Raw genomic sequence first — 14,575 nt, forward strand, 5'->3', positions numbered from 1 at the left:
TGGGGGCTATTTGCTGTCGGAGCCGCAGTCTTTCAGCGGCTTGGGTGCGGGGATCTCGCTGAAGACTGAACCGGGTCGTGCCGAGGCCATCCCTGGGGTGCCACTGCTCCCGAAGAGGAGCTTCCAGGTGTCCATAACGCGATGTTTTGTGGCCGATCGGGTAGTGATGGCAGGGGCGAGGTTCATGGCCTTCAGCGGTTTGTATCGGTCGCGCCCCCATCTTTGGCCGCGCACGTCCACGAACGAGAATCCGGCGATGGCGAAGTACTGCTCTCGTCCGATCACGCTATTCGGGATGGTGACGAGGCTGCACGGCGGTACGTCGCTGAGGTCGAGCAAATCCTTATCCCCGCGGTACAGGCCTTCCTGTGTCTCGCGATCTTTTCCCGAAGCAACACCGATGGTGACCTGGGAGATGGGGTCGAGCGACCGGTTCGCGAAGTAGCCCGTGGTTTGGCCATCCTTGCCGATCTGCGTCCAACTGGAGACGAGAGCGGCCTGAGACTGGAGCTCCTTCTCCGAGTCTTCCGCCGACTGGGCAAGTTGGTCTTTGGAGGTCTGCACCTGGTAGAAGCTCGTCCAAGCTGTGGCAATCAAGCCAATTGCCGCCACAAACGACGCGATCATCGTTGCGATCAGCATCCAGTCTCGCTTCCCGGGGGCTGACGGGGCAGGCGCTCCGGTGGACGGCTGAGGTGGGCTTCCTCCAGGCTGGCCCGTCTCAGGGACTGCTGGAGGCTGGGCTGTGGTTTCGCCGCTGGGTGTCGGCCCCGGAACGGCAGGCGGCTGGTGCGGCGTGGGATCGCTCGTTCCAGGCTGACTGGTAGATGTGGCGGCCCCTTGCCCCTGACTCACTGTCATCTCCGATACTCACAGTCGCTCGGCAGGGCGGATCCTCGCAGACATCCGAGGCGCCAGCAGGAGCCTCCACGGAATCTTCAACACTCGCTTTCCTGGAGGGTTTTACTGCGAGACGCCTCCCGGGGGGTCACCGCACCTGGAGCCGATACGCCCCCGGCGACCACACACGGTCACCAACAGGGTGGGTTCCGCGAGGAACTGGCGGCAGTTGAATAGGCGAACCCACCAGTACCGAGGCCGGTGTCCCGGTGGTCGTCGACGAACTGGAAGCGGCTCCTCACCAGTTCGTTTCCCCGGCGAAATACTTGGCCGCCTTGCGGAGGATGTCCCGCTCGGTGGCGAGCTTGCGCTCACTCGCCTCGAGTTCTGCCACCCGAGCCTCCAGCTGCCGGACCCGCTCGTCCGGATCGGCGGACGGTGCCGCCTGTCGAGGTCGGGCGGCCGGCTTCCCAGCCACGGCGGTGACGCCACGGCGTTCGCGGTCCCGCAGCACCCACTCGCGCAGGGTCGCCCGGTTGACGCCCAGATCAGCGGCGATGCTCTTGTAGGTCGCCCCGGGTGTGGACTCGTACAGGGCCACGGCATCGGCCTTGAACTCGTCCGAGTAGTCCTTCATCGCCATCGGCGGTCTTCTCGCTTCCTCCGGATCAAGCAGATCCAGTATCAGCGTGTCCACCACTCAGGGGGAGGCCCCCTGCCCCCACGGTCGCGCCTCTTGGCTACCCCCAAGTCGCAGAGACGGAGGCCGGGGGCTTCGACCCGTCTGCGGCCGGCAGCTACGACGCGGATCACAGTCGTTCGCACACGGCTGATCACTTCCAGCCGTATGCGTACGCAGCCACCCAGGTGATGTCGAGTTCGGCGCTGCTCCCCGGAGCAGCACCCGGTCCTTCGAGGGCGCTTTCGTTTTGCAGCACCCAAGAGAGCGGACGGTCCGGCACACTGCGGTTGTCCTCACCCGTCTCCTGGCCGTCCACGAAGAACCGCACATGTCCGGGTGTCCATTCCGTCGAGACGGTGTGCCACTCGGTCCAGTCATCGTTGCTGGGGAAGTAACCCTGCTCACCCCCGCCGCACGGATGATGGAACGCGGTGAGGGTGCCGGTCCACTCCCCCTCGGGGTGGTCCATCTCGCAGCCACCGCCATAGTGCAGCCAAGCGGACTTGTATCCGGGAGCCACCTTCGTCACCTTGATGCGAGCGCTGTACTTGCCGTATGCCATCTGCATGACGGCACGCGGTACGAGTGCCGCGGCATGTACAGGGCCGCCGTCGGCGGGTCGCCACATACGGACGTGCATCCTCCCGTCGCCATTCTCCGCGGGTCCCACGCTCACCGTGTCCTCCGGGTGGTATTCACCCACGACTTCACGGCCCCGGTCATTGGCCGTGTCACGCCAACCGGTCGGATACGCCCACCAGTTGTCCCGGTACGTACCGCTCAGGCCCCCGCAGTACGCGGCTGAGGTATCGACATGATGGTCGCAGTCGCTGAACGAACCGCGCAGTACACGGTCACCGTTGAAGTCCTCCGCAAGGACCTGCCAGAAGGGGCCGCAGTCGCCGCGAGGCAGGTCGGTGCCCGTGCTGTGGCAGGCATCGTCAGAGCGGGGCGCCCCATCAGCACGGGGAACGAAGAGAAATCCGGCCAGGAGCATGAGGCCAAGGGGCATCATCAGAGCACGTTTGCGCCGGCTCGGCGCCGCGTGTAGACCCATCGGAAGACTCCCCCGCTCCTCAGCGTGCAGGCGTCGTCGATCTCCTCCGCACAAGGCTGCGGGGACAACTCCTCAAGCCGTCTGCGGCAGCAAGCACCACGCGAAGGAGCATCCTCGCCGCACGACACGCGCAACGCCACCCCCCGAGCACCCCTCGTACCGGAGGGTCGCGCTCCGATGCCGCGAAAGGAGTGCATGCCGCCATCCAAGCCGACCCCTCTGACACTCATGCGGATCGCCCGCCGGCTGAACCGCTCAGACGGCCGACTCGTAACCCGTGCAGAACTCGGCACTGCGAGCATCAGGCGGGACGCTCGCAGTGCGGGGCGGGCGTGAGCGCTGTTCGTCGTGCGGACCGAGGGGAACGGGGGCCGCCGGGACGGGAGTACAAGGCCAACAGGGCTGTTGGCCGGTCAGCCGTTCTTGCGAGCCACTCCGCCGTAGATGCCGATGGGCGGGGCGTCACGTTTCGGCGGCTCGTCAGGGCGCCAGTCCGGGACCTGGACCAGACCGGGGTCCACCAGGGTGAAGTCGCCGAAGAAGTCCAAGACCTGGGTGTGGGGGCGGAGGTTCAGGGTGGCGGTGGCGCTGTTGTAGACGGCTGCGGCGTCCTCACGGCGGTCCTCGTGGATGTCGCCCGTCGCGTGCGACAGGACAAGGTAGGAACCGGTGGGCAGCGCGTCGCGGAGGGTGGCCACAATGTCCTCAGGGTCCTCCGCGTCAGGAATGAAGTGCACGATGGCCACCAGCAGCAGAGCCACCGGCTGGTCGAAGTCGATGACCTTGCGCACCTCGGGGTGGTCGAGGAGGGCTCGGGGATCACGCAGGTCGGCCAGGACGACGGAGGTGTCGGTGTCAGCCATGAGGGCCATCGAGTGGGCGCTGACGATCGGATCGTTGTCGACGTAGGCGACGCGGGTCTCGGGGGCGATGGCCTGCGCGATCTCGTGCACGTTGGGCTCGGTGGGCAGGCCCGTGCCCACGTCGAGGATCTGCCGGATGCCGCCTTCCGCGACGACGTGCCGGACGGCGCGCTGCATGAAGCGCCGGTTGGCGCGGACGCCGGCCCGCACCTCCGGAGCCACCTTCATGAACTGCTCGGCCGCCTCCCGGTCGACCTCGTAGTTGTCCTTCCCGCCGAGAAAGTAGTTGTACATCCGAGCCGGGTGGGGCTTGCTCGTGTCGATCTCTAATGGGTGGGCGCCGCTACTGGGGGAGGTCATGCTGCCTGGCTCCGTCCTGGAGTCGCATCTCGCCACCGAATGAGCTGTGGTGAGTGACTGTCAGAACATCATCCTGGCATGCCCGGGTTCCGGTCCATCCCGGGCCTTCCTTTCAGAAGACCGGGCCACCGAGGTCGTCCGGCGCCGAGGCCAACCGCTCGACCAGAACGCCTGATGGGCGCGGACAGTCCATCGCCCGCATGCCCGCGGGAACTCCGAAGCGCTTCGCGCCGATGCTCCGCAGTTACGAGACCGCCAGCGCCGCCCGCGGCCAACTCCCGCGTCTCCGCCCACACGCCGGTGTTGGGCAGCTCGGCGTTGACCTCGACCTCCTTGAAGGCGCCGTCGTCCAGCCACCCCGGACCGGAGTGCCGGCGAGAGGAGTTCCCCGGGTACGACGTATGGGGGAACCGACGACGTGCTGCGTGTGTGGGTGACGGAATAAGGACGGCGGGTCAGCGGGCGGGGTGACGTGGCGGGTTGTTGTCCGCCGACGTCGAACCCAGTCGGCGGGCTTCCTTGCCGTCCAATGCAGTCGCCGCAGGCCGCCGTCGCGGCGGAGCGCTGGACGCCGGCCCGCACCTCCTTGACATCACGGTGGGTCACGCGGCGACGACAGCGATGCCGGTGCGGCCTCCGTCGACGTCCACCACCGTTCCGTGTACGAAGGCAGCTTCATCACTGGCCAGCCAGACAGCGGCGTACGCAATGGCGTCCGGGCTACCAACCTCCCCGGCCGGAGTCCCCTTCATCAAGACCTCGCCGGGGTGAGGGTCACTTTCCCCCGCAGCACGGGTGACGATCACACCGGGGGAGATCGCGTTGACCCGCACGCCGGCCGGCCCGAACTCGGCCGCCCACGCCCGAGTGAGCGTCTCCATGGCACCTTTGGTCGAGCTGTAGAGAGCGCCGACCGGAATGCCCAGGCGGGCGATCCAGGACCCGAGATTGATGATGGTTCCGCCACCGGCCTGCGCCATGGCCGGGGCGACGGCGGCGGTCAGGAAGAACGGTGCTTTGACGTTCACCGCGTAGACCCGGTCGAAGGTCTCCTCGTCCGTGGCGGTGGTGGTGGCACCGGGGTAGATGCCGGCGTTGTTGACCAGGATGTCGATGCGACCGCCGAGCACCACACCCGCCTGCCGCGTCAGGTCCAGGGAGGCCCGCGCACTTCCGTCGAGGTCCGCCTCTACGAAATCGGCACGACCGCCGGCTGCGCGGATCCCCTCGACGACCTGCGCCCCCCGCTCCCGGCTGCGCCCCGACACGACGACATGGGCGCCCTCGGCGGCGAACGCCTCAGCGATCGCCTGCCCGATATTGCTCGTCGATCCCGTGACGAGCGCGGTCTTGTTCTGCAGTCGTCCACCCATGGTGCGTGTCCCTTGTCTCGTTCTCCGCGGCCGGTACCGACCGCTCTGCACGACTGTCCCGTGGACTGAGCCGTGAGATCGACTGTGCTCCGGCAAAAATGGACTGGCAAGTCCAATCGCTGGTGCCGGCGCACCCTGGGGCAGCGCCGCTCGCGACGACCGCCGTAAAATGGACCTGCGAGTCCAGTGAATGGGAGAGGTCGATGCCACACGCTCCGACCGCGAAGGGACGGGCCACCCAGGCCCGCATCGTCGAGGGCGCCGCCGAGGTGCTCCGCGACAGGGGCGTCGCTTTCACGACACTCGACGACATTCGCAGCCGCACCAGGACGAGCAAGAGCCAGCTCTTCCACTACTTCCCCGGCGGCAAGGACGAACTGCTCCTGGCGGTAGCCCAGTTCGAAGCGGACCGCGTCCTGGACGACCAGCAGCCGTTCCTGGGGAGCCTGGACTCCTGGGAGTCCTGGTACCGGTGGCGGGACGCGGTGGTGGAGCGCTACGAGCTGCAAGGCGATCACTGCCCGTTGGGATCGTTGTTCCTGCAGGTCGGGCGCTCCGAACCGGGAGCGCGGGCGATCGTGGTCGAGCTGATGCGCCAGTGGCAGGAGCACCTCGCCGCCGGCATCCGGTCGCTCCAGGCCCGCGGCCTGGTGGCGCCGTCCCTTGACATCGACGAGACGGCCGCAGCACTGCTGGCCGGAGTCCAGGGAGGCGTATCGATCATGATGTCCACGGGCAACTCAACGCACCTCAAGGCCGCACTCGACTCCGGCATCGCGAACCTCCGCGCGACTGCGAGCAGCGCCTGAGCCGCCCCATCGGCCTCCACGAGCTGCCTGCTGCCTGATGAGCCCCGCTCGGGTGTCAACCTCGCATCTGCGAGGTGCCGCAGGGGCGCGGTCTGCGGCAACGTGGTCTCCCGGCCGCCTGCCCCGGGGGAACGAGACGGAGCGGCCGTCAACGGGAGGAGAACACCATGCTCACCAGGACCAAGGCGGGCCTGGCCGCCCTGCTGGCCGTGCCGGCACTGACCGTCGGCTTCGCCGGCGAAGCGCAGGCGGACGGTTACTGCGGGGCTGGTCGCGTCTGCATGTGGGAGGACGGCAACTTCGAAGGCAGCCGGTACGTGGACGTCGTCGCGGGCGGCCCGTACGACATCGACGGCTGGGACGGCGACAACGAAATCAGCAGCGTCGACAACGCCTCCGACCTCTACATCGTGATGTTCGACAACGACAATCTCACTGGCTTCATGGGCTGCGTCGCGCCGCACCAGCGCATCGCCGAGCTGTGGCGGAACGACGAGATGGAGAGCTTCATCGCCCGCTCCTTCTGCTGAGACTGCCCGCGCGGCCGCGGGCCGGTCATCATCCTCGCATTCGCTCCTGATGTCGGGTGATGGCAGCCTCTGCGGGCGGGCCCTCACCGGCATGATGCCTCCCCCAGGGCTTCACCCCGGCCTCAGTCGGACAGAACAGGGTCCCGGCCGACCGGCTGTCGTGGTCTGCCCCGCCACTCAGAGCACAGGCACGAACACGCCTTGGACGTCGTGGTCTTGCCTGCCATCCCTATTGGCCACCGCTGCGTCACAAGCGGGGCGCTGCATACCCAAACGCAGCGTCAGGGAGCGCACCAGAAGGCTCCGGTGCTCCTCCTGCTTGTTCTTGTGGTGCTGTGCAGGTCTCGTGCGCTCAATGGCGTCGCGCCGGGCGGACCCACCGCGTACTGCCCCTCCTCGGCGGGGTGCTGATGGAGGAGCGCGGCCTTCTCGGAGGACTGCCCGGCGCGAATCTTACTGTCCTTCAGCGTGGCGCCCTGGTTGGCGCCCGTTCGACGCGGCCAAAGCCCTTCCGCCTGCGTGTGGCTGAAGTCAGGCACCGCGTATCGACTAGGCAAAGAGCCAGAAGATCCAGCTGTGAGACTCAACTCGGATCACCCCCTTCCACTTTCACAAGCACTGTGGGTCCGGTGCTTCCATGCTTATGCAGGCGCGGATGCCGGACCGGCATCGGTTGCAGCGGCCATCATCCGCATGAGATTGGGAATCGAGTGTTCCGTGCGGTCGTACACCCTGCTGGCCTGGAAACTCGCTCAGGTTGTCTGCGTGCCGTCCGGTGTCCGGGGAGCCAGGCGAAATATCGCCCGGGATGAGAGCACCGCCGGCTAACGCGGCAGCCGTCGGCGCCACTTCCCGAAGAAGTCCGCCACCAGCCGATTCCGCTGGCGGGCCGCTGACCATTAGTAGCGGCCCTGTTGGCGCCCCGCCACTGGGACGGGCCCATCGGTGTGAGTGCGCCGTCGCCGATGCAGGACCGACGGCGGTGCGTCGGGCTCGTCCCGGTCGGTGGTCCCGAGGCCCTCTCGACGACGATTGGACAACGGTCCTCCGCCGCCCTGGAGTTGGCCACTCGCGGGGTGTGAAGGCGGGGCACATGAAGTCCCGCACCACCTGTCCAGCTATGGCTGTCTGCGTCCTGGTCGCTGCGCTCGCCGGATGCGGCAACGACACGACGCGTGATGAGCCGTCCCCCTCGCGAACGTCGGCAGCCGGGGTGCACGGCGCGCCTCCCGCGAGCGGCACTCCGGCCCGCGGGAGGTGAACCCTTCGACCGGTCCGGTGCGCCGACTCGTACCGACACCACCCTGCCCTGGTCGGACGGCGCGCTCGTCGCCGATGACATCGACCCGTCCGGCACACCGCGCGCGACCTCCCTCCTGCTGCACACCGTGAGCGACGGGAAGCAGTCCGACAACACCCTTTACCCGGCCCACCAGGGCACCGGCCTGTCCGCGAACGGCAGGCAGCTGCGCCGCGGCAACGCCCATGCGTTCGGCAACTTCGACGGGGACGGACTGCACGACCTGGCCGTCGGCGACGACGACAGCCGCAACGACGAGCCCGGCTACGAAACGGAGCCGCCCGACGTCGACGGATCGCTCGCCGTCTACCCCGGCAGCGGCGGCCAACCGGTCACCTACCGGCTGCCCGGGACGGCCCAGGACGCGCGCACGGACTTCGGCCCGGGTGGGTTCACGGCGGCCGACCCGGACGGCGACGGCCGCGACGGGATCCTGGTCGCCACGTACGAAGGCGGCACGCTCATCGACGGCTCCGAACGCACTCCCGTTGTGCGCGAAGGACCCGCGACGGCGAACGGCGAGAAGACTCCGACGAAATGGCGGCACGCCCGGCCCGTGGGAGCAGCCGACTTCGACCATGACGGCAAGGACGAGCTGATCTTCAACTGGGCGTCCGGCTCCGTGTTCGGCTTCTACGGCCGGCACCCCACGCACTGGTGGATCACCGACGGCACGACCTCCCGCGACAAGATCTCCTTCACGACCACGAGGTTCGCGCCGCACGGCGCCTGACCGCCTCGGGACCGGCAGCGGCCTCGCCGGGATCGGTCTCAGTCGTTGGAATGACGATCTTCGTCACCCAGCGGCCCGTCCGGGGCGCCTGCCATGGCCCGGCCGACGTCATCCGGCGCGGCGCTGCACGGGCGCGTGCGATGCTGGGACTGCGGATCATGACGGAGAGCGGGAAAAGCGACAGCGTGAGGACAGTGGCGCGGCCGAATTGGACGGAGATCTGGGACCGGTTCGAGGCATCCGACCCCGGGCTGTTGCGGCTCATGGCCGGGTTGCGGACCGTTGGTGCCATCGCGCTCACGCTCGCGGTCCTGGCCGTGCTCGGGGCCGATGTCAGTCACATGGTGACCGGTGCCATGGCGGCCATGGTCGCGACCTTCGCCATCAAGGAGAAGCAGCGGCACGAACAGGCCCTCACTCTCGCACTCGGCCTGCCCGTGGCGGTGGTGGCGATGTCGCTGGGGGCACTGTTGAACACCCGGGTCGTCGCGGGGGATCTGTTCTTCATCGCCCTGATCTTCGCCGCCGTATACAGCCGCCGCTTCGGAGACCGCGGCACGGCGCTGGGCCTCATCGGGTTTCAGATCTACTTCGTCGCCCTGTTCGTCAGGGCCACCTCCGCCGCCCTGCCGGGGCTGTGCGGAACGCTGGCCGTCGCGTTCGCCTGCAGCGCGGTGGTGCGGTTCGGGCTGGTCGTGGAGACGCCCGAACGCATCCTGCTGCGACTGCGCGAGGCCTTCCGGGCCCGGCTGGCCCAATTGGTGTCCGCCCAGACCGAGTTGCTCGATGCCGGGCCCGACCGCGTCGAGAAGGCCTTGGAGGACGTGCGCCGGCACACCGCACGCCTCCACGAGAGCGCGATGATGATCCAGGGGCGGCTGGAGGAGGGAACGAGCAGCCCCGCCACCGCCTCGCTCGTCCAACGGCGCGTGGCCGATGCCGAGATCGCCGCCGAGCGGCTCGGCGTTCTCCTGCTCACCGCGCGCAGCGCCGAGCGCGCCGACACGCTCACCCTGCACCTGCCGCACGCGCCGGTGCCGCCTGCCGGCGACCGGCTGCGCGCCCAGGACGACACCACCGCGACGCTGCGCCGCGATCTCGACGCGCTGCGCCTGCTCGTGATCCGTCCGGTCTCGAACGACCGCGGCGCCGCGATGGCCCACCTCCGCAACCGGCTCCTCGGCTATCGGGACGAGGAGAATCTGCCACGTGCCTCGGCCGTCGTACAGGACGTCTTTCGCGGCATCGGAGAGGCGGCGCGCTCGGTCCTGGGCCTGCGGCTGGCCCTCGACGGCCCCCAGGACGAGTCCGACGACACACCCGCGACGACCCGTTCCCGGGAGGAGTTCGATGCCGAGGACGTCGCCATCGCGGGGGCCGAGGAGTCCGGGCCGGGCGGGGACGACCGCAAGGGGCTGGAGCGGCCCACGACCCGGGCCGCGGTCCAGGTGTCGGTGGGTTCGGCCCTGGCCATTGTCGGCGGGGAGTTCCTCTCCAGCCAGCGCTGGTACTGGGCGGTGCTGACCTGCTGGGTCGTCTTCTTGAACACGGCGTCCACCGGGGAGATCCTGGTCAAGGGCTACCGTCGGCTGCTGGGCACCGTTCTCGGCGTGGTCGCCGGTGTCGGTCTCGCGGGCCTGGTGGGCAACCACACCTGGACGGCGTTCGCACTCGTACTGCTGTTCATCTTCGCCATGTTCTTCACCGCGCCGCTGTCGTACGCCCTGATGTCCTTCTTCGTCACGGCGATGCTGGGCCTGCTGTACACACTGCTCAACACCTACAGCGCCTCGGTTCTCGTCCTGCGCATCGAGGAGACCGCGCTCGGCGCCGTCTGCGGCGTGATCGCGGCCGCCGTGATCCTGCCGGTGAACACCGATCGCCGTACCGACGAACTGCTCGGCACGGTGCTGACCCGGCTCGGTGACGTCACCGGTGCCGCGGTGGAGCAGCTGAGCGGCGGTCCCGCACTGGATCTGCTGGACAGGGCCCGGGATCTGGATTCGGCACTGGACGATCTACGGGCCTCCACGCAGCCGTTGACCCATCCGATCACCCCGCTGCGGTCCCGTCGCCAGACCGCTCGCTACGTCGTGGCCCTGCTGGAGACGTGCGCCTATCACGCGCGTTCTCTGGCGGCGACGGCCGAACTCCTCCCGTACAGCAAGACGGTCGCCGCTGATCCCCGTCTCAAGGGTGCGGGGCGGCGCATCGCCCACAACATCGACGTACTCGTCGCCCGCGTCGAGGACGACGACAGCGACGGGGTGGCCGAGACCGGTGCGAGCCTCGCTTCCATGCTCGAGACGGACACGCCGGGTTCCCCTCGGCACGACCGCGTCACGGGTCGGGTGCTACGGCATCTGCAGCGCCTGGACGAAGGGGTGATCGGTCTCGCCCGTCCCCTGGGAGTGACCGTCTCCACACCCGACAAGGCATCGTCTCAGGGTCGGGTCTCGTAGCCGATTTCGACGTCGTGGCCCTCACCCCACATTCCAAAGGAACCGGTGCGTGTGGATCCCGAAGTACGGGAACGACTGCACTTGCCGGACGCCTTCGATCGGTCGCACGACGTCGTTGACGAAGTCCAGCAGATCCCGGGGGCCCGGGCAGACGACCTCGGCGAACAGGTCGAACCCGCCGGAGGTCAACACCGAGTAGACCACCTCGGCCCGCCGGGCCAGTTCGTCGGCGACCGCTCGCGGGTCACCGTCCACCGCGATGCCGAGCAGTGCCATCGACTGTCCGCCCATGCCCATCGGGTCCGTGACGCCGACCACCTGTACGGCCTGGGAGTCGAGCAGTCGTTGCAGCCGCTGGCGGGCCGCCGATGCGGACAGGCCGACCTTCGGGCCCAGTTCGGCATACGCGATACGGCCGTCGACCTGCAGTTCGCGCAGGATGGCCCGGTCGATCTCGTCCACGCTGCTCCTCTCCGGCTCGCCCGTACCAAGATTAACGGCGCGGTTCAGCCGACCATTTCGGACAGGGCGGCCGCGAAGACGTCGGTGTGTGTGTCCACGTCCTCCTCCGTCGTCGCGGGGCACATGAGCGCCATGTTGTGGAACGGGGTGAGCAGGATGCCCCGGTTGGCGAGGTAGAGGTGGAGGTAGTCCTCCAGCTCCCCATCGGCAGCGGCGGCGGATTCGGTTCCGGTGCGCGGCGCGGAATCGGCGAACCGGTACTCGGTCCGGGCGCCGAGCCTGCTCACCGACCACGGCAGGGCCCACGCGTCGATGCCCGCACGCACCCCGGCCTCGAACCGCTCCGACAGCTTCGACATCCCGTCGAAGGCCCCGTCGGTGAGGACGTGTTCCAGAGTCGCTCGCATCGCGGCCACGGAGAGGGCGTTGCCGGCGAGGGTGCCGCCGACGCCGCCCATGTCGACCAGATCCAGGTCGTCACGGTCGAGGAGCTTCTCGGCGAGCTCGGCCGAGAGCCCGTACGCACCGGCGGGGATACCGCCGCCGATCGCCTTACCGATGGTCAGCAGGTCCGGCTCCAGGCCCCACGCAGCGGTGCAGCCACCGGGACCGGCGGAGAAGGTGTGCGTCTCGTCGTTGATGAGGAGCGTGCCGTACTGGCGCGTCAGTGCCCGCACACCTTCCAGGTAGCCGGGTTCGGGCAGCACGATGCCGATGTTGGTGAGCGCGGGCTCCATGAGGACGGCGGCGACGTCGCCGTGGGCGAGTTCGCGCTCCAGCTGTGCCAGGTCGTTGAACTCCGCGACCCTGCTGGTGAGCGTGACGTCGCAGGGGGCGCCGACGTTGCCGGGGCGGGCGGTGCCGCGTCCGTCCGGGCCGACCACGATCAGCGACTCATCGACGCTGCCGTGGTAGCTGTAGCTGTTCACCAGGATCTTCGGGCGTCCGGTGACCGCCCGCGCGAGCCGGATGGACCAGCGGTTGGCGTCGGTCGCGGTCAGCGAGAGGCTCCAGCGCGCGAGCCCGAAGCGGCGGGTCAGCTCGGCGCCCACCCACTCGGCGTCCTCGGTGGGCAGCATCGCGGTCGCGCCGCCGAGTTCCCCGAACCGGATCCGCACCGCCTCGGCCACCACCGCGGGTGAATGACCGGCCATCGCGCCCGTGTCACCGAGACAGAAGTCGATGTACTCGTGGCCGTCGACGTCCGTGATCCGGGCGCCGCGCGCCGTGTCCAGGTAGCGAGGGAAGGCACCCGCGGTCTTGTTCATCCACGTCATCGGGACCCGGCCGAAGAGGTGGTCGGCTCCTTCGTAGGCGGCCTTGGACCGCGGGTTCCGACGCTCGGCCTCGGCGATCTCACGGGCCAGGAGCTGCTGCAGGCGGGTGCGGTTCATCGGGTGCTCCTCCACTGGTGACCGAATGCAGCGATGCTACGAATGAAAATGATGTGGACGCAAGCTTTGACGATCGATTCAGCTGTGTGCGCGATCGAATCGACAGGCTGAAGTGATCGCTCCTCACCCGGCCCGAGGGATCCATCACACCCGGTCGCAATGAGTCACGAAGCGACATCCTCCGTATCTGTTCTGTGGATCAGAGCGGCGTCACACGACCGGCAACGACGCAGAGCGAGGAGCCGGGCATGGCAGGCATCACGGGGGCATCCACCTGCATGGGGCGATACGGATCACGGCTCGCCACCGACGCGCCCACGAGCGCCCGCCGACGCGTGAGCCTGGCCAAGTCGTCTCCCCAGGGCGCCCAGGAGCGCCAAGTGCCCGCGCCCGAAGTGTCCGGACACCGGGCCGTGTTCGTCGACGACAGCGGCCGTCGGCGCTCATGGCTGCGCAGGATGGGCTGGGTCGTCACGGTCTCCTGCGTCTGCTTCGCAACGGCGCTCGCGGCTCTGGTCAGCGGGGAGTACTCCCGCGCGCTTCATCCCAGCTCACTACGACCTGCTACGACCAGAGGAAGACGCAAGCATGCGCGGCGGCCCACTGGGCGAACATCTGCGGGGGCCCACCACGCACATTCAGGTGCCGCTCGGTCGCGGTGCGTCCGTCCCCCGTCCCTCCAGCGCCGTAAGCGTGCGTTCCCCGGCCGGGTCGCCGGCTGTGGCGGGGACCACGGCGATCTCGTCGAGACCGGAGGCAGCGTACGCGTCGAGGCGGGCGTGAACGGCGGTGGCGTCGCCCACCAGGGCGACTGTGGTCGCGGCCTCGGGCGGGAGCGCGGCGAGCAGCACGTCGGGGGCGGCGCCGGAGCGCGCCAGCTCCACCGCCTCGCCAAAGCCGGCCGCCGTGAACATGTCGCTGTATCCCGGCACCGTCAGGTAGCCGACGACGCTCCGCAGAATCTGGGTGAGGGACTCCGGCTCGGGATCGACCGCCACGGGCAGCCATGCGGCCAGCCGTGGCGGTGTGCGGCCCGCGCGTTCGGCGGCCTCGATGAGCTTGGCCCGCAGTGCGCGGACCTGTTCCGGGGAGACGACGTCGAGCAGCATCCGGTCGGCGTGTTCGGCGGCCGCGGCGATCGCCCGGGCGCCGAACGCCGCCACGGTGAGCGGGCCTCCGGGCGGCCGTTGACGACGGCGGAACGCGCTGCCGGGCACGACCTCCTCCCCCGGCTCGGCGTGCATGAGTGCGCGCACCGCTTCCGCGCTCCGCGCCAGTTCGGCCGCGGGCCGGGTGCGGGGGCGGCCGTGCACGCCTTCGACCACCCGCTTGCTGGAGGTACCCAACGCCACGCCGACGGGGCGGCCGATGGCGGCTGCGGTCGATGTTGCACCCCTGACGATCGTGAACGGGTCGCGGACGGAGACAGGCACGGGTCCGGCCGTCACAGCGACACGTTCGGTGACGTGTCCGATGGCCGTGGCGAGCACGAACGCGTCCCATGTCGGGCCCTCACCCGCCCACACCTCGTGATACCCAAGTCGGTCGGCGAGGGCCGCGACCCGCAATGGCTCGTCGAGCGGGCTGTCGTCCTCTCGCGCCGCGGCGACAACACTGATCCTCATACGAGTCACCGTAGACATCGGCGGCACGGTTTCAAGGCTGCCTCCAGCCGACCAGGCAGCGCGTGCACCCTTGCCGTCGCGGTCG

The 14,575-nt window shown here is 68.9% G+C and carries 12 protein-coding genes; 4 read left to right on the plus strand and 8 right to left on the minus strand.

What is annotated here, in order from left to right; translation table 11 throughout:
* Positions 1 to 6: 6 nt before the first annotated feature.
* From ACZ4RZ_RS45180 to ACZ4RZ_RS45200, 5 genes are all read right to left on the minus strand, one after another.
* Positions 7 to 642 (minus strand): hypothetical protein, encoded by a 636-nt coding sequence (locus ACZ4RZ_RS45180; RefSeq protein WP_467753391.1) that lies wholly within the window; start codon positions 640 to 642, stop codon positions 7 to 9.
* Positions 643 to 1,138: 496 nt separating this feature from the next.
* Positions 1,139 to 1,537 carry a transposase gene (locus ACZ4RZ_RS45185; RefSeq protein WP_467753392.1) on the minus strand — a complete coding sequence of 133 codons (399 nt, stop codon included), beginning with the start codon at positions 1,535 to 1,537 and terminating at the stop codon, positions 1,139 to 1,141.
* A 136-nt stretch (positions 1,538 to 1,673) separates the two neighbouring features.
* Positions 1,674 to 2,537 carry a glycoside hydrolase family 16 protein gene (locus ACZ4RZ_RS45190; protein WP_467753393.1) on the minus strand — a complete coding sequence of 288 codons (864 nt, stop codon included), beginning with the start codon at positions 2,535 to 2,537 and terminating at the stop codon, positions 1,674 to 1,676.
* A gap of 455 nt (positions 2,538 to 2,992) precedes the next feature.
* Positions 2,993 to 3,802, minus strand: coding sequence for an SAM-dependent methyltransferase (locus tag ACZ4RZ_RS45195; RefSeq protein WP_467753394.1), 810 nt, complete (start codon positions 3,800 to 3,802; stop codon positions 2,993 to 2,995).
* 602 nt (positions 3,803 to 4,404) lie between these two features.
* Positions 4,405 to 5,175 (minus strand): SDR family NAD(P)-dependent oxidoreductase, encoded by a 771-nt coding sequence (locus ACZ4RZ_RS45200; protein ID WP_467753395.1) that lies wholly within the window; start codon positions 5,173 to 5,175, stop codon positions 4,405 to 4,407.
* Positions 5,176 to 5,378: 203 nt separating this feature from the next.
* Between ACZ4RZ_RS45200 and ACZ4RZ_RS45205 the strand changes: the two genes are divergently transcribed.
* From ACZ4RZ_RS45205 to ACZ4RZ_RS45220, 4 genes are all read left to right on the plus strand, one after another.
* The gene (locus ACZ4RZ_RS45205) at positions 5,379 to 5,984 is read left to right on the plus strand and encodes a TetR/AcrR family transcriptional regulator (RefSeq protein WP_467753396.1); all 606 of its coding nucleotides are present in this window, start codon (positions 5,379 to 5,381) and stop codon (positions 5,982 to 5,984) included.
* A gap of 167 nt (positions 5,985 to 6,151) precedes the next feature.
* Positions 6,152 to 6,514 carry a peptidase inhibitor family I36 protein gene (locus ACZ4RZ_RS45210; protein WP_467753397.1) on the plus strand — a complete coding sequence of 121 codons (363 nt, stop codon included), beginning with the start codon at positions 6,152 to 6,154 and terminating at the stop codon, positions 6,512 to 6,514.
* Positions 6,515 to 7,692: 1,178 nt separating this feature from the next.
* Positions 7,693 to 8,547, plus strand: coding sequence for a hypothetical protein (locus tag ACZ4RZ_RS45215; protein WP_467753398.1), 855 nt, complete (start codon positions 7,693 to 7,695; stop codon positions 8,545 to 8,547).
* A 158-nt stretch (positions 8,548 to 8,705) separates the two neighbouring features.
* Positions 8,706 to 11,009 (plus strand): FUSC family protein, encoded by a 2,304-nt coding sequence (locus tag ACZ4RZ_RS45220; protein WP_467753431.1) that lies wholly within the window; start codon positions 8,706 to 8,708, stop codon positions 11,007 to 11,009.
* Positions 11,010 to 11,030: 21 nt separating this feature from the next.
* On the opposite strand, the gene ACZ4RZ_RS45225 is transcribed toward ACZ4RZ_RS45220, so the two are convergent.
* The 3 genes from ACZ4RZ_RS45225 to ACZ4RZ_RS45235 all read right to left on the minus strand — a co-directional run bounded on the left by ACZ4RZ_RS45225 (position 11,031) and on the right by ACZ4RZ_RS45235 (position 14,490).
* Positions 11,031 to 11,471 (minus strand): Lrp/AsnC family transcriptional regulator, encoded by a 441-nt coding sequence (locus tag ACZ4RZ_RS45225; RefSeq protein ID WP_467753399.1) that lies wholly within the window; start codon positions 11,469 to 11,471, stop codon positions 11,031 to 11,033.
* A 44-nt stretch (positions 11,472 to 11,515) separates the two neighbouring features.
* Positions 11,516 to 12,865: a transaminase gene (locus ACZ4RZ_RS45230; protein WP_467753400.1), complete on the minus strand. Its 1,350-nt coding sequence runs from the start codon at positions 12,863 to 12,865 to the stop codon at positions 11,516 to 11,518.
* 638 nt (positions 12,866 to 13,503) lie between these two features.
* Positions 13,504 to 14,490, minus strand: a complete 987-nt coding sequence (locus ACZ4RZ_RS45235) for an LLM class F420-dependent oxidoreductase (protein WP_467753401.1) — start codon at positions 14,488 to 14,490, stop codon at positions 13,504 to 13,506.
* Positions 14,491 to 14,575: the final 85 nt, after the last annotated feature.

This window comes from Streptomyces sp. NPDC027189 (assembly GCF_055566975.1).